Annotated in this window: 14 protein-coding genes; 9 read left to right on the forward strand and 5 right to left on the reverse strand. The window is 70.2% G+C overall.

Translation table 11 applies throughout. The features are described from left to right. Window positions 1–96 precede the first annotated feature (96 nt). Entirely contained in the window at window positions 97–2,721 is a 2,625-nt protein-coding gene (gene alaS, locus CFB41_RS07235; RefSeq protein ID WP_089456047.1) for an alanine--tRNA ligase, read from the forward strand. A 128-nt stretch (window positions 2,722–2,849) separates the two neighbouring features. Here alaS and CFB41_RS07240 read toward each other — a convergent pair whose 3' ends face one another. After that, a complete protein-coding gene (locus CFB41_RS07240; protein WP_089456048.1) occupies window positions 2,850–3,764 on the reverse strand; it encodes a LysR family transcriptional regulator in 915 nt (304 codons plus the stop codon). A 123-nt stretch (window positions 3,765–3,887) separates the two neighbouring features. Here CFB41_RS07240 and CFB41_RS07245 point away from each other — a divergent pair, with 123 nt between their 5' ends. From CFB41_RS07245 to CFB41_RS07280, 8 genes are all read left to right on the forward strand, one after another. After that, window positions 3,888–5,129, forward strand: coding sequence for a YbfB/YjiJ family MFS transporter (locus tag CFB41_RS07245; protein ID WP_089456049.1), 1,242 nt, complete (start codon window positions 3,888–3,890; stop codon window positions 5,127–5,129). Between the two features lie 121 nt (window positions 5,130–5,250). Continuing rightward, a complete protein-coding gene (locus tag CFB41_RS07250) occupies window positions 5,251–5,787 on the forward strand; it encodes an NUDIX domain-containing protein (RefSeq protein WP_089456050.1) in 537 nt (178 codons plus the stop codon). Window positions 5,788–5,926: 139 nt separating this feature from the next. Then, complete coding sequence (locus CFB41_RS07255; RefSeq protein WP_089425894.1) at window positions 5,927–6,364, forward strand: thioesterase family protein; 438 nt, start codon at window positions 5,927–5,929, stop codon at window positions 6,362–6,364. 7 nt (window positions 6,365–6,371) lie between these two features. After that, window positions 6,372–7,307 (forward strand): branched-chain amino acid ABC transporter permease, encoded by a 936-nt coding sequence (locus CFB41_RS07260; RefSeq protein WP_089456051.1) that lies wholly within the window; start codon window positions 6,372–6,374, stop codon window positions 7,305–7,307. Beyond that, a complete protein-coding gene (locus CFB41_RS07265; RefSeq protein ID WP_089456052.1) occupies window positions 7,300–8,529 on the forward strand; it encodes a branched-chain amino acid ABC transporter permease in 1,230 nt (409 codons plus the stop codon). The genes CFB41_RS07260 and CFB41_RS07265 overlap by 8 nt, the downstream gene beginning before the upstream one ends. Next, on the forward strand, window positions 8,526–9,278 hold the full coding sequence (locus CFB41_RS07270; protein WP_089456053.1) for an ABC transporter ATP-binding protein: 753 nt from the start codon (window positions 8,526–8,528) through the stop codon (window positions 9,276–9,278). The genes CFB41_RS07265 and CFB41_RS07270 overlap by 4 nt, the downstream gene beginning before the upstream one ends. Continuing rightward, on the forward strand, window positions 9,275–9,979 hold the full coding sequence (locus CFB41_RS07275; RefSeq protein ID WP_089456054.1) for an ABC transporter ATP-binding protein: 705 nt from the start codon (window positions 9,275–9,277) through the stop codon (window positions 9,977–9,979). The genes CFB41_RS07270 and CFB41_RS07275 overlap by 4 nt, the downstream gene beginning before the upstream one ends. 167 nt (window positions 9,980–10,146) lie before the next feature. Beyond that, entirely contained in the window at window positions 10,147–10,893 is a 747-nt protein-coding gene (locus CFB41_RS07280; RefSeq protein WP_089425159.1) for an SDR family NAD(P)-dependent oxidoreductase, read from the forward strand. Between the two features lie 53 nt (window positions 10,894–10,946). Here CFB41_RS07280 and CFB41_RS07285 read toward each other — a convergent pair whose 3' ends face one another. The 4 genes from CFB41_RS07285 to iolD form a co-directional block, all read right to left on the reverse strand. Continuing rightward, entirely contained in the window at window positions 10,947–11,441 is a 495-nt protein-coding gene (locus CFB41_RS07285) for a heme-degrading domain-containing protein (RefSeq protein WP_089456055.1), read from the reverse strand. Window positions 11,442–11,523: 82 nt separating this feature from the next. After that, window positions 11,524–12,339, reverse strand: coding sequence for a 5-deoxy-glucuronate isomerase (gene iolB / locus CFB41_RS07290; RefSeq protein WP_089456056.1), 816 nt, complete (start codon window positions 12,337–12,339; stop codon window positions 11,524–11,526). 52 nt (window positions 12,340–12,391) lie between these two features. Next, window positions 12,392–13,321: a myo-inosose-2 dehydratase gene (gene iolE / locus CFB41_RS07295; RefSeq protein ID WP_089456057.1), complete on the reverse strand. Its 930-nt coding sequence runs from the start codon at window positions 13,319–13,321 to the stop codon at window positions 12,392–12,394. A 57-nt stretch (window positions 13,322–13,378) separates the two neighbouring features. After that, window positions 13,379–15,262 carry a 3D-(3,5/4)-trihydroxycyclohexane-1,2-dione acylhydrolase (decyclizing) gene (iolD, locus tag CFB41_RS07300; RefSeq protein WP_089456584.1) on the reverse strand — a complete coding sequence of 628 codons (1,884 nt, stop codon included), beginning with the start codon at window positions 15,260–15,262 and terminating at the stop codon, window positions 13,379–13,381. Window positions 15,263–15,299 lie beyond the last annotated feature (37 nt).

A 15,299-nucleotide genomic window follows, 5' to 3' on the forward strand; every position in this document is an offset into this window, starting at 1 on the left:
CCCGTATAATCGATCGTTTCCGAATCCATGCCGCCGCGCGCCCCGACAAGGGCGCCGGCGTTTGAAGCCGTCTTTGCCAGACTGTCCCCGCACGCCATGAAAGCTGCCGAAATCCGCGAGAAATTCCTCAAATTCTTCGAATCGAAGGGCCACACGATCGTCCGCTCGTCGAGCCTCGTGCCCGGTAACGACCCCACGCTGATGTTCACGAACTCGGGCATGGTCCAGTTCAAGGACGTGTTCCTCGGCACGGACCCGCGTCCGTACTCGCGCGCCACGACGGCGCAGCGCAGCGTGCGCGCGGGCGGCAAGCACAACGACCTCGAGAACGTCGGCTACACGGCGCGCCACCACACGTTCTTCGAGATGCTCGGCAACTTCTCGTTCGGCGACTACTTCAAGCACGACGCGATCAAGTTCGCGTGGGAGCTGCTGACCACGGTCTACCAGCTGCCGAAGGAGAAGCTGTGGGTCACGGTCTACCAGGAAGACGACGAGGCGTACGACATCTGGGCGAAGGAAGTCGGCGTGCCGACCGAGCGCATCATCCGCATCGGCGACAACAAGGGCGCGCGCTACGCGTCGGACAACTTCTGGACGATGGGCGACACCGGCCCGTGCGGCCCGTGTACCGAAATCTTCTACGACCACGGCCCGGACGTGTGGGGCGGCCCGCCGGGATCGCCTGAAGAAGACGGCGACCGCTACATCGAGATCTGGAACCTCGTGTTCATGCAGTTCAACCGCGATGCGCAGGGCAACATGACGCGCCTGCCGAAGCAGTCGGTGGACACCGGCATGGGCCTCGAGCGTCTCGCCGCGGTGCTGCAGCACGTGCACAGCAACTACGAGATCGATCTGTTCCAGAACCTGATCAAGGCCGCCGCGCGCGTGACCGAGATCAGCGACCTCACGAACAACTCGCTGAAGGTGATCGCCGATCACATCCGCGCCTGCTCGTTCCTGATCGTCGACGGCGTGATCCCCGGCAACGAAGGCCGCGGCTACGTGCTGCGCCGGATCGTGCGCCGCGCGATCCGTCACGGCTACAAGCTCGGCCGCAAGGGTTCGTTCTTCCACAAGCTGGTGGCCGACCTCGTCGCCGAGATGGGCACGGCCTATCCGGAGCTGAAGGAAGCCGAGCAGCGCGTGACCGACGTGCTGCGCCAGGAAGAAGAGCGCTTCTTCGAGACGATCGAGCACGGCATGTCGATCCTCGAAGCCGCGCTGGCCGACGTCGAAGCGAAGGGCGGCAAGGTGCTCGACGGCGAGCTCGCATTCAAGCTGCACGACACCTACGGCTTCCCGCTGGATCTGACGGCCGACGTGTGCCGCGAGCGCGGGATGACGGTCGACGAGCCGGCATTCGACGACGCGATGGCGCGCCAGCGCGAGCAGGCGCGTGCGGCCGGCAAGTTCAAGGCCGCGCAGGGCCTCGAATACACGGGCGCGAAGACCACCTTCCACGGCTATGAAGAAATCGCGTTCGACGACGCGAAGGTCGTCGCGCTGTACGTCGACGGTTCGTCGGTCAACGAAGTGAAGGCGGGCCAGGACGCGGTCGTCGTGCTCGACCACACGCCGTTCTACGCGGAATCGGGCGGCCAGGTCGGCGACCAGGGCGTGCTCGCGAACGCCGCGACGCGCTTCGCGGTGGCCGACACGCTGAAGGTGCAGGCCGACGTGATCGGCCACCACGGCACGCTGGAGCAGGGCACGCTGAAGGTCGGCGACGTGCTGCGCGCGGAAATCGACGCGCATCGCCGCGCCCGCACGCAGCGCAACCACTCGGCCACCCACCTGATGCACAAGGCGCTGCGCGAGGTGCTCGGCGCGCACGTGCAGCAGAAGGGTTCGCTGGTCGACGCGGAAAAGACCCGCTTCGACTTCGCGCACAACGCACCGATGACCGACGACGAAATCCGTCGCGTCGAGCAGATCGTCAACAACGAAATCCTCGCGAACGCGCCGGGCATCGTGCGCGTGATGCCGTACGACGAAGCGGTGAAGGGCGGCGCGATGGCGCTGTTCGGCGAGAAGTACGGCGATGAAGTGCGCGTGCTCGACCTCGGCTTCTCGCGCGAACTGTGCGGCGGCACGCACGTGCACCGCACCGGCGACATCGGCTTGTTCAAGATCGTCGTCGAAGGCGGCGTCGCGGCCGGCATCCGCCGCGTCGAGGCGATCACCGGCGACAACGCGGTGCGCTACGTGCAGGAACTCGACGCGCGCGTGAACGAAGCCGCGGCCGCGCTGAAGGCGCAGCCGTCGGAACTCACGCAGCGGATCGCGCAGGTGCAGGACCAGGTGAAGTCGCTCGAGAAGGAGCTGGGCGCGCTGAAGTCGAAGCTGGCGTCGAGCCAGGGCGACGAGCTCGCGCAGCAGGCGGTCGAAATCGGCGGCGTGTTCGTGCTGGCCGCGACGCTCGACGGCGCCGACGCGAAGACGCTGCGCGAAACGGTCGACAAGCTGAAGGACAAGCTGAAGAGCGCGGCGATCGTGCTGGCGGCCGTCGAAGGCGGCAAGGTCAGCCTGATCGCGGGTGTCACGCCCGACGCGAGCAAGAAGGTCAAGGCCGGCGAACTCGTGAACTTCGTCGCGCAGCAGGTCGGCGGCAAGGGCGGCGGCCGTCCGGACATGGCGCAGGCAGGCGGCACCGAGCCGGCGAACCTGCCGGGCGCGCTGGCTGGCGTGAAGGGCTGGGTCGAAGAGCGGCTCTGATCGTCGCGACCGATGTGATGCCGTCTCGTTACGGCATCACTTGAAATAAGAAAGACCCGATCGGCATGCGCCGGTCGGGTCTTTTTGTTGCTCCGCCGGAACGATGCGTGCCGGCCGCGCCCGACGATTCAGGCCGGCACGGTGACCGGCGGCTTCGCTGCACCATCCGCCTGCCGTGCGGCCTCGGTGAGCGCATCGCGCAACGCGGCCAACGCGGCCGACGCATACCCCTGGCGCCACGCGAGCAGCGTATCGATGCCTTCCAGTTCGGGGATCACATGCGCGGTGATGTTGCCGGTCTCGGGCTGCAGGTCGAGCACCGAACGCGGCGCGACTGCGATGCCGGCACCGGCCGCGACGCACGCGACGATCGCGTGATACGACCCGAGTTCGAGCACGCGCGCCGGCTTGACGCCATGCCCCGCGTACCACTGCTCGACGTACTTGCGATACGTGCAGCCGCGCTCGAACGCGATCAGCGTCGGCAGGATCACGTCGCGCGGCGTGCGCACCGGCGGGTGGCCGCGCGGCGTGAGCAGCACCAGGTCCTCGCGGAAGACCGGCACCGTCTCGAACGTGTCGGGGAGCGTCTCCGGCGCGGGCGGGCGGGCGAACAGCGCGGCGTCGATCTCGAAGTCGCGCACGCGGTCGATCAGCCAGCCCGTCGTGCCCGTCAGCAGCTCGAGCGATACGTCGGGCCATGCATGGTGATAGCGCGCGAGCACGGTCGGCAGGCGGCTCGCGGCCGTGCTTTCCATCGTGCCGAGCCGCAGCCGCCCGCGCGGCGTGTCCTCGCGTATGGCGTCGCGCGCCTCGTCGGCGAGCGCGAGCAGGCGCTCCGCATACGGCAGCAGCGTATGGCCGGCCGGCGTCAGCACGAGCCGGCGGCCGTCGCGCACGAACAGCGCCGCGCCGAGTTCCTCCTCGAGCTGCTTGATGCGCGTCGTGACGTTCGACTGCACGCGATTGAGCTTGGCCGCCGCACGCGTCACGCCGTTCTCGCGCACCACGGCCCGGAAAATCGCCAGCGCCGCCAGGTCCATGATTCTCTCCGAGCGATGATTGGATTCTCAATTATTCATTTTTCGAGAACGTTTGGTCAAGCTAGGATGGAAGCATTCCGATTTCCGATCCGGCCGGCGCGTTGAACGCCGGCCCTTGCCGCCATGTCCCGCTCCGATACCCCGACCGCCGCCGGCGCGCCTTTCGTCGATGATGCCGACCGCCGCGCCCGCACGGCCGCGCTGGCCTGCATGGTCGGCCTCGCGGTCGTGCTCGGCGTCGGCCGCTTTGCGTTCACGCCCTTGTTGCCGCTGATGCTCGCGGACGGCTCGATCGGCCTGAAGGCCGGCGGCTGGCTCGCGTCGGCGAACTACGCGGGCTACTTCGTCGGCGCGGTCAGTTGCGCTGCGCTGCGGGTGACGCCCGCGCGCATGGTGCGCGTCGGGCTCGTAGCCACCGTGCTGCTCACCGCCGCGATGGGTGTCGGCCATCTGCTGCCGGTGTGGCTCGCGGTGCGCTTCGTCGCGGGCGTCGTCAGCGCATGGACGTTCGTGTTCGTGTCGCAATGGGGGCTACGCCGGCTGGCCGACCTGCACGCGCCCGAGTGGAGCGGGGTGATCTATGCGGGGCCCGGCGTCGGCATCGTCGTGACGGGGCTGATCGGCAGCGCGCTGGCCGGCCAGCGCGCGGCGTCGGGCTGGCTCGGTTTTGCCGCGCTGTCCGCGGTGCTGTCGGTCGTGATCTGGCGCACGTTTGCGGCCACCCCGGCGCAAGCCGTGCCGTCGGGCGGCGCCGCACCGCAGGCGGCCGCCGCAACTGCGTCGCACCGCGCGCACCAGCGCCGCCATCGCGCGGACGCCGCTTGGCTCGTCGTGCTGTACGGCATGCCGGGCTTCGGCTACATCATCACCGCGACGTTCCTGCCGGTGATCGCGCGCGCCGCGCTGCCGGCCGGTTCGCCGTGGCCCGACCTGTTCTGGCCGATGTTCGGCGCGGCGTTGATCGTCGGCGCGATCACCGCCGCGCGGCTGCCCGGGCACTGGGACAACCGGCTCCTGCTGGCCGCCGGTTGCGCGATGCAGGCGTTCGGCATTGCCGCCGGGATCGTGTGGCCGAACGCGGCCGGTTTCTCGGTCGGCAGCGCGCTGCTCGGCCTGCCGTTCACCGCGATCACGCTGTTTGCGATGCGCGAGGCGCGGCGCTTGCACGGCGAGCGGGCCGCCGGGCTGATGGGCTATGCGACCGCGTCGTACGGGGTCGGGCAGATTCTCGGCCCGCTCGTCGCGGCGCCGCTGGCCGCGCGCTTCGGGTCGTTTTCTCCCGCGCTGTGGGTTGCGGTCGCCGCGCTGCTGCTGGGCGCCGCCGGCTTCGCGGCAACCGCCGCACGCGGGCGCCGGCAACCCTGATGTCGGCGGGGCCGGATCGTCTGCGGCCCGGGCAAACTCGCTAGAATGAAGCCTTTCCCGCGCCGAGCGGGTGCGCGGGCAGCCGGCAGGCGGCCGTCCGGCGCCTGCCAGATTCCCATCGATGACCACCGCCGATTACCGCTTTTGCCCGCGCTGCGCGAGCCCGCTCACCGAGCGCGCCGATCCCGATCATGAAGGCGGCCGCATTCGCCAGGCTTGCCCCGACGACAGCTGCGGCTATGTGCACTGGAACAACCCGCTGCCCGTCGTCGCGGCGATCGTCGAGCTCGACGGCAAGATCCTGCTCGCGCGCAACGCGGCCTGGCCGGAAGGGATGTTCGCGCTGATCACCGGCTTCCTCGAGAACGGCGAGACGCCCGAGGACGGCATCGCGCGCGAGGTGTTCGAGGAAACGGCGCTGAAGGCCGAGCACGTGTCGCTCGTCGGCGTCTACGAATTCATCCGCAAGAACGAGCTGATCATCGCGTACCACGTGCGGGCGTCGGGCACGGTCGCGTTGTCGCCGGAACTGCTCGAATACAAGCTCGTCGATCCGCCGCTGCTGCGCCCGTGGCGCGCCGGCACGGGCGTCGCGCTCGCCGACTGGATGCGGGCGCGCGGCCTCGATTTCGAGTTCGTCGACCGGCCGGGGCAGTGACGGGCCGGCCCGCCAGCCGCGTTGCCTCCGCCGTGCCGCGCGCGATCGCGGCGCGGCGTTCCGCTTCCTGCCGGCGCGCCGTGTCCCGCGGCCGCCGCGCGTCGTCCACCTCGCTTCCCTCGTCCTGACCGCCATCGCCATGTCCGACAAGCCGCAACCGCGTCCGCGCGACGCCTATCGCCACTTCCTGCCGATCACGACCCGCTGGATGGACAACGACGTCTACGGGCACGTGAACAACGTCGTCTACTACAGCTACTTCGACACGGTCGTGAACGAATACCTGATCCGCGCCGGCGTGCTCGACGTCGAGCACGGGCAGACGATCGGCCTCGTGGTCGAGACGCAGTGCAACTACTTCGCGCCGCTCGTGTTCCCGCAGTCGGTCGACGCCGGGCTGCGGGTCGTGAAGCTCGGCACGTCGAGCGTGCGCTACGAGGTCGGGCTGTTCGCGCAGGGCGACGCCACGCCCGCCGCACAGGGGCACTTCGTGCACGTGTACGTCGATCGCGGCACGCGCCGGCCGGTGCCGCTGCCCGACGCGCTGCGCGCCGCGCTCGAGCCGCTCGCGGCCTGATTGCGCGGTGCACGCGTTCGCGCTCCAGGCCTTCAACGGCCTCAGCTACGGCTTGCTGCTGTTCATGCTGTCGGCCGGCCTCACACTGATCTTCAGCGTGCAGGGCGTGCTCAATTTCGCGCATGCGAGCTTCTACATGCTCGGCGCGTACGTCGGCTACAGCATCGCGGCCGGCGCGGGCTTCTGGCCCGCGCTGGTGCTCGCGCCGCTCGCGGTCGGGCTGCTCGGCGCCGGCTGCGAACGCATGCTGCTGCGCCGCGTGCAGGCGCGCGGCCATACGAGCGAACTGCTGCTGACCTTCGGCCTCGCGTACCTGATCGGCGAGGGCGCGAAACTCGTATGGGGCCTCGCGCCGTTGCCGGCGCCCGTGCCGGCGCTGTTCGACGGCGCGCCCGTCACCGTATTCGGCCTCGCGCTGCCGCGCTACCGGCTGTTCATGATGGGGATGTCCACCGCGATGCTGGTCGCGCTCGGCGCGCTGCTGCGCGCGTCGCGCATCGGGCTCGTCGTGCGCGCGGCGCTCACGCACCGTGCGGCCGTCGAGGCGCTCGGCTACGACGTGCCGCGCGTGATGACGGCGCTGTTCGGTGCGGGCACCGCGCTCGCGGCGCTGGCCGGCGTGATCGGCGCGCCGCTCGCGGTGATCGAACCCGCGCTGGCCGAAACCGTCGGGTCGGTCGTGTTCGCGGTCGTCGTGATCGGCGGGCTCGGCTCGCTCGGCGGCGCGTTCGCGGCGTCGCTCGCGGTCGGCTTCGCACAGACCTTCGCGGCCGCGAGCGACACGTCGCTGCGCGACCTCACGGAATGGGCCGGCATCGCGCTGCCCGACAGCGTGGCTGCGGTGTCGATCGCGCAGCTCGCGCCGCTGGTGCCGTACCTGCTGCTCGTCGCGGTGCTGGTCGCGCGGCCGCGCGGGCTGTTCGGCGAGCGTGCCGATGCGTAACCGCATGCTCGCCGGCGTCATGCGCTGGTCTCTGTTCGCCGCCTGCGTCGTGCTGCCCGCTTGGCTGTGGCCGCATGGCGCGATGCTCGGCTATCTCGCACAGACGGCCGCGCTCGTCGTGCTCGCGCTGTCGTACAACCTGCAGCTCGGCACGACCGGGCTGCTGTCGTTCGGGCACGCGGCGTTCGCGGGCCTCGGCGCGTTCGCGGCCGCGCACTGGTTCAACCACTTTGGCGGCCCGCTGCCGCTGTTGCCGCTCGTCGGCGGCGTGGCCGGCGCCGCTTTCGGCTTTGCCGCCGGGCTGCTCGCGACGCGCCGCTCGGGCACCGCGTTCGCGATGATCACGCTCGGGCTCGGCGAGTGCGTCGCGGCCGCCGCGTGGAGCGTGCCGGCCTGGTTCGGCGGAATCGGCGGCGTGCCGATCGACCGGGCGAGCGGCACGCCGTGGGGCGGCTGGCATTTCGGCGCACCCGTCCAGGCGTATGCGGTGATCGCCGCGTGGTGCCTCGCGTCGGCGTGGGCGATGCACGCTCTGACACGCACGCCGCTCGCGCGGCTCGCGAATGCGGTGCGCGACAACCCGGTGCGCGTCGCCGCGCTCGGCTCCGATCCGCGCCGCGTGCGGCTCGCGATGGTCACCTGCGCGTCGTTCTTCGCCGGCGTCGCCGGCACGCTGACGTTGATCGACGTCGAGATCGCGACGCCCGACAGCGTATCGATGGCGCGTTCGGCGACCGTGCTGATCGCCGCGGTGATCGGCGGCACCGGCGCGTTCTTCGGGCCGGCGGCCGGTGCCGCCGTGCTCACGGTGCTGAGCATCGTCGTCGCGGGCGTGTCGCGCGCGTGGGCGCTGTATCTCGGCGTGCTGTTCGTCGCGGTCGTCGTGGCCGCGCCAGGCGGGATCGCCGGGATCGTGCCAGCGCTCGCGCATGCATTGCGGCGCGGCGCACCGGCGGCCGAGCGGTGGCGCATGCTGTGCGCGGTCGGTGCGTGCGTGTTCTGGGGCGTCGCGCTCGTCTGCGCGGCCGAGCTCGGCTACGCGTGGCGTTTCGCGCAGGATGACGGCGCGGGCTTCGCGTTCGGCGCCTGGCGCATCGACGCCGATACGCCGGCCGGCTGGGCCGTCGCGTGCTCCGCGTTCGGCATCGGCACGCTGCTGTGGGGCTGGCGCGCGCGGCTCGCGCCGGGCGGGCAGGCCGGCCTGCGGGAGGACGGGCGATGAACGGCAACGCGATCGCGCTGCACGGCGTGGTGCAGCGCTTCGGCGCGCAGACGGTGCTCGACGGCGTCGAACTGAGCATCGCGGCCGGCGAGCGTCACGCGCTGATCGGGCCGAACGGCGCGGGCAAGTCGACGCTGTTCGGCGTGATCGCCGGTGCGGTGCGGCCCACGCGCGGGCGCGTCGTGCTGCACGGCGTCGAGCTGCGCGGGCGCGGGCCGGTCGTCGCGAGCCGGCTCGGCATCGGCCGCAGTTTCCAGCAGACGAGCGCGTTCGCGCGGCTGACCGTGTTCGACAACCTGCGCTGCGCGGCGCTGCATGCGCCGGCCGAGCGGCGGCGCTGGTGGAACCGGCTGCGCGAATCGGCGTCGGTCGATCTCGCGGCCGCTCGCGTGCTGCACGATATCGGCCTCGATGCGCACCGCGACACGCTGGCCGGCGCACTGAGCTATGCGGAACAGCGCGCGCTCGATCTCGGGATCGCACTCGCGAGCGGCGCACGCACGCTGCTGCTCGACGAGCCGACGGCCGGCATGAGCCGCGCGCAGGCGGCCCGGATGATCGCGCTGATTCGTGCGACGACGCAGGGGCGCACGGTCCTGCTGATCGAACACGACATGGATGCGGTGTTCGGCTTCGCCGAACGCATCACGGTGCTCGTGCGCGGCACGGTGGTCGCGACCGGCGCGCCCGATGCGATCCGCGCCGATCCGGCCGTGCGGGCCGCCTATCTGGGCGAGGGCGGCCCATGAGCGCATTGCTCGAGATTCGCGACCTGCGCGCGTGGTACGGGCTGCAACCCGTGCTCGACGGCGTCGATCTCGCGCTCGCGCCGGGCGAGACGCTGGCGCTGCTCGGCCGCAACGGCTCGGGGCGCTCGACGCTCGCGAAGGCCGTGATGGGGCTCGTGCGCACGGCCGGCTCGGTGCGTATCGGCGGCGCCGAATGCGTGGGGGCGCGCACGTTCGAGATCGCGCGGCGCGGCGTCGCTTACGTTGCCGAAAGCCGCGACGTGTTCCCGCTGCTGACGGTACGCGACAACCTGCGGCTCGGGCTGCGCGGCGCCAGCGGCGCGGCCGAGCGCACGGCGCTCGAACGGCTGTTCGACCGCTTTCCGTTGCTGGCCGCGCGCGCGGACGTGAAAGCGGGGCGGCTGTCGGGCGGTGAGCAGCAGGTGCTCGCGCTGGTGCGGGCGCTGGCCGGCCGCCCGCGCGTGCTGATCGTCGACGAACCGGCGGAAGGGCTCGCGCCGCTCGCGGTCGACGAAGTCGGCGCATGCCTCGCCGCGCTGCAGGCCGACGGTGTTGCAATCGTGCTGATCGAGCAGCGGCTGCAGTTCGCGCCGCGGCTCGCGCGGCGCGTCGCGGTCATGGGGCGCGGACGGATCGTCTACGACGGTGCGCTCGACGGGTTGGGCGGCGAGGTGGCGAATGCATGGCTGAGCGCCGGCTGATAGCGCACGAACGATTGTTCGGAAAACGCTGCCAGTCAATTCGCGTCGAGCCGCTTTATCGTCGTCATGCCGCACCGTAAATTGCCGGTCATACCGGTTGCATATCGATGCGGCAACGCGGCAGCCGGCACCCTCCATCGAAAGTCTTCTGACTGAGGAATGAAATCATGAGCAAGCTGGCAAACAAGGTCGCGATCGTCACGGGCGGATCGAAGGGCATCGGCGCGGCGATCGCGAAGGCACTGGCCGCGGAAGGCGCGTCGGTGGTCGTCAACTACGCAAGCAGCAAGGCGGGCGCCGATGCGGTGGTGAGCGCGATCGTCGAAGCCGGCGGCCGCGCGGTCGCGGTTGGCGGCGACGTGTCGAAGGCAGCCGACGCGCAACGCATCGTCGATACGGCGATCGACACGTACGGGCGTCTGGACGTGCTCGTCAACAATTCCGGCGTATACGAATTCGCACCGATCGAAGCGATCACCGAAGAGCACTACCGCCGTCAGTTCGACACGAACGTGTTCGGCGTGCTGCTGACCACGCAGGCCGCGGTCAAGCATCTCGGCGAAGGCGCGAGCATCATCAACATCAGCTCGGTGGTGACCAGCATCACGCCGCCCGCGAGCGCCGTGTATAGCGGCACCAAGGGCGCGGTCGACGCGATCACCGGCGTGCTCGCACTCGAACTCGCGCCGCGCAAGATCCGCGTGAACGCGATCAACCCGGGAATGGTCGTGACCGAAGGCACGCACAGCGCGGGCATCATCGGTTCCGATCTCGAAGCGCAGGTGCTTGGCCAGACGCCGCTCGGCCGCCTCGGCGAGCCGGACGACATCGCGTCGGTCGCCGTGTTCCTCGCATCGGACGATGCACGCTGGATGACCGGCGAGCACCTCGTCGTGAGCGGCGGGTTGAACTGATCCGGCAACGGCGGTGCAGCGGCGCGCGTGCGCCGGTCGTGCTGCCCGTTTCGTTACGCGTGCCTCGCGAGCGCGTAACGGCCGACGTGCCACTGCAGGCTCTCGACGACGAGCGCGTGATTGTGCTCGGAGTCGAGCCCCGCGATCGTCATCGCACCGACGATGCCGGCCCCGGCAATCCGCAGCGGCACGCCGCCGCCGTCGAGCGCATAGTCGTCATCCGACAGCCCCTGCGACTGCAGCGACCAGCCGGCGCGGCGAAACCGCTCGCCGACCGCGAGCGAACTCAGGCCGAAGCGCAACACCGTGTTCTGCCGCCGGCGGATCGCGTCGCTGTCATCGGCATCGCTGCCGTCGAGCGCGCAGTAGAACAGCGGCGCCTGCTCGCCGACGATGCTCACCGCGATCGGCAGCCCGCGGCGCGACGCAAGATTGACGGCGATTTCCCCCATCCGGCGCGCAACGGCCGCGTCGAAGCGCGGCAGCGCCGGGTTCGACGCGTCGTCGTCGAAAGGATGGGGGTCGAGGCGAAAGAGGGTCGTCACCATGGCGGCTCCGTGGCGTCGCCGGCGCTGGGCACGCGCGCCGGGCGTCGCATCGTCGCGGGCCGCGCGCGGGCCCGTCTTTCCATCAGCGCTTCGGGGCGTCGAGCATCCACTCGTGCGCGGGATCGTTCTTGAACGCCCACGCGCGGTTCGGCCCGGCCATCACGTTCAGGTAGTACAGGTTGTAGCCGTGCGGCGCGACCACCGGATGGTAGCCGCGCGGCACCATCACGACGTCGTGGTCCTCGACCGCGCACGCTTCGTCGAGGCTGCGGTCGTCCGTGTACACGCGCTGGAACGCGAAGCCTTGCGGCGGATCGATCCGGTGGTAATAGGTTTCCTCGAGCGACGTTTCTTCCGGCGCCGCGTCGCGGTCGTGCTTGTGCGGCGGATAGCTGCTCGAATGGCTGGCCGGCGTGACGACCTCGACCACGAGCAGCCGGTCGGCCGCCGGGTTGTCGCCCATCAGGATGTCGCACACGTACCGCGTGTTGGTGCCTTGCCCGCGTACCGAGCGGCGCATCCGCTCGCCGTCGAGGCGTTGCACGGGCTTGTCGCCGCTCGCGTACGGCGCGGTGCACAGCGCGATTTCCGCATCGCGCGTCGCGACCAGCGTGACCGTCTTGCCGCCCGGCACGTACAGCGCGTCCGGCGACACGTCCTCGAAGACGCTGTCGCGCTTGCCGAGCGCATCGTAGGTTTTACCGTCGACATCCGCACGCACCGTGCCGGTGAGCACGACGACGCACAGTTCGCGCGCGCCGGTGTCGAGCGTCTCGGTGTCGCCGGCCTTCAGGCGCAGCGCACGGAAGCCGACGTGTTTCCAGCCGGCCGACTCGGGCGTGACGTTGCAGATCTCGCGGTCGGCCGAGGCCTTGATCAGCAGGGGAGAAATCGTCATGGGGTGGGGCTCCGCAACAGGGTAGGGCTCATGCGTTCACGCGTTCATGTGTTCACGCGCTCAACCGGTCGACGATCGCGCGCAGCGATTCGTAACCCTTCTTCGCATACGCATAGCTCGGCGCGACGGCCGGATCCTGCTCGGCCTCGACGACGAGCCAGCCTTCGTAGCCGGCGTCCTTCAGCGTACGGAGCGTCGCCTCGTAGTCGAGCGCGCCGTCACCCGGCACGGTGAAGGTGCCGTTGATCACGCCGTTCAGGAAGCTCCAGCCGTCGTTGCGCGCCTGCGTGACGACCTGCGGCCGCACGTCCTTGCAATGCACGTGGACCACGCGCGACACATGCTTCTTCAGCAGCGTGACCGGGTCGGCCGCGCCGCCGAAATACGCGTGGCCGGTGTCGAACAGCAGGAACACTTTCGACGGGTCGGTCAGCGCCATCAGCCGGTCGACGTCGTCGGGCGACTCGACGTACGCGCCCATGTGGTGATGGTAGGCAAGCTTGATGCCGTACGTGTCGAGCAGGTGCGCGCCGAACGCGTCGAGGCGCGCCGCATAGCGCCGCCAGGCTGCGTCGTCGACGAAGCGCGGCCGCTTCGCGACCGGCATGTCGATGTTGCCCTGGATCGTGCCCGCGCATTCGCCGTACACGACGACCTTCACGTCGTTGACCTGCAGCTTCGTCAGGTGCGCGCGGCAGCGCTCGATCTCGGCGGCGACCGCATCGTCGTCGCTCATGCCCGGCTCGACCTCGGCGAGGAAGCCCGAATACCAGCCCGACACGCACACGAGCCCGAACTCGGCGAGCTTCGCCTTCAGCTCGGGGCCGGTCTTCGGAAACTTGTTGCCGAGCTCGAAGCCCGCATAGCCGATTTCGGCGCCTTCCTTCAGCGCCGTTTCGAGCGGCGTCTCGCCGCCGAGCGACGGCAGGTCGTCGTTCATCCACGACAGGGGATTGATACCGATGCGGACGTTCCAGCTCATGACGTGCTTCCTTGGTTCGAATGTGTTTTTCGCGGGGAGGGTGGGCAGTGCGCGCGATCAGCGTCGCTGCCGGGTTTTCGCATCGAGATACGCGCGGTGCGCTGCATCGACGCCGGCGCGTTCGGATACTTGCGGCACCGCGACTTCCCACCATGCGCCGCCGTCGTCGGTCGTGCGGCGGTGCGTGGTGTCGATCACGAGCACCTGGCTCTTCGTCGCCGCGCGGGCGCGTTTCATCTCGCTGCGCAGCTCGCCGATGTCGCGCACGTGCACGGCTTCGGCGCCCATCGCGCGCGCATGCATCGCGAAGTCGATCGTCGAGCGCTCGCCGCCCTCCGGCACGCAGTCGTCGAGCATGTTGTTGAAGCTCGCGCCGCCGCAATTCAGTTGCAGCCGCTCGATGCAGCCGTAGCCGCGGTTGTCGAGGATCACGACGATGAGCTTGCGGCCGAGCATCACCGACGTCGCGAGTTCCGCGTTGAGCATCATGTACGAGCCGTCGCCGACGATCACGATCACTTCGCGTTCGGGCCGCGCGAGTTTCGCGCCGAGGCCGCCCGCGACCTCGTAGCCCATGCACGAGTACGCGTAGTCCATGTGGTAGTTGCCCGGCGCGCCGCTGCGCCACAGCTTGTGCAGCTCGGCCGGCAGCGTGCCGGCCGCGCACACGACGAGGTCATCACGTGCGCTGTCGCGGCCCGCGTCCGCTGCGGAGTCGCGCACGGCACCGATCACTTCCGCGTCGTACGGCAGCGTGTCCTTCGGAATGCGGGTCGTGAGCTCGGTCACGCGCGCGCTCCAGGCGGCGGCCTGGTCGCGGTTGCTGGCGGTCCACGCCGGATCGGCTTGCCAGCCGGCCAGCGCGGCCGACAGCTGGCCGAGGCCCGTGCGCGCATCGGCCACCAGTTGACGGCCGCGTTTCTTGCCTGCGTCGAACGGCTGCACGTTCAGGCTCAAGAGCGTCGCATGGCCGTAGAGCGCATGCGAGCCGGTCGTGAAGTCCTGCAGCCGCGTGCCGACCGCGAACACCACGTCGGCCTGCGCGGCCGCGCGATTCGCGGCCGGCGAGCCCGTCACGCCGATCGACCCGAGATTCAGCGGATGGTCCCATGCGAGGCTGCCCTTGCCGGCCTGCGATTCGGCGACCGGCACGCCATGCGTATCGGCGAACGCGCGCAGCGCATCCCACGCCTGGCTGTACAGCACGCCGCCGCCCGCGACGATCAGCGGCTTCTTCGCGGCCTTCAGCACGTCGAGCGCATCGGCGAGTTCGAGCGCGTCGGCCGGCGGCCGGCGCATCCGGATCACCGGCGGTGCGAAGAAGTCCTCGGGCCAGTCGTATGCGAAGGTCTGTACGTCCTGTGGCAACGCGAGGCACACCGGGCCGCACTGCGCGGGATCGGTCATCACCTGGATCGCGCGCGGCAGCGCGACGAGCAGCTGCTCGGGCGACGTGATGCGGTCGAAGTAGCGCGTCACCGGCCGGAAGCAGTCGTTCGCGCTGACGTCGCCCTGTTCGAAATCCTCGACCTGCTGCAGCACGGGGTCGGGCAGCCGCGACACGAACACGTCGCCGGGCAGCAGCAGCAGCGGCAGCCGGCCGACGTGCGCGAGCGCGGCCGACGTCAGCATGTTGGTCGCGCCGGGGCCGATGCTCGACGTCGCGGCCATCATCCGCTGGCGGAAGTTCGCTTTCGCGAACGCGATGGCCGCATTGGCCATCCCTTGCTCGTTGTGCGCGCGGAAGGTCGGCAGGCGGTCTTTTTCCGCGTGCAGCGCCTCGCCGAGCCCGGCCACGTTGCCGTGGCCGAAGATCGCGAACACGCCGCCGCAGTACGGCAGGATCTCGGTGCGGCCGTCGGGCTGGACGACTTCGGCGCGCAGGGCGGCCAGGTAGCGCACGAGCGCCTGGCTGACGGTCAGTCTCACGGTAGAGGTCATGTCGGTCGGTGAAGAGGAAAGGGGCATCGCAGGCATC

The organism is Burkholderia sp. AU33803 (genome assembly GCF_002223095.1).
Taxonomy (GTDB): Bacteria; Pseudomonadota; Gammaproteobacteria; order Burkholderiales; family Burkholderiaceae; genus Burkholderia.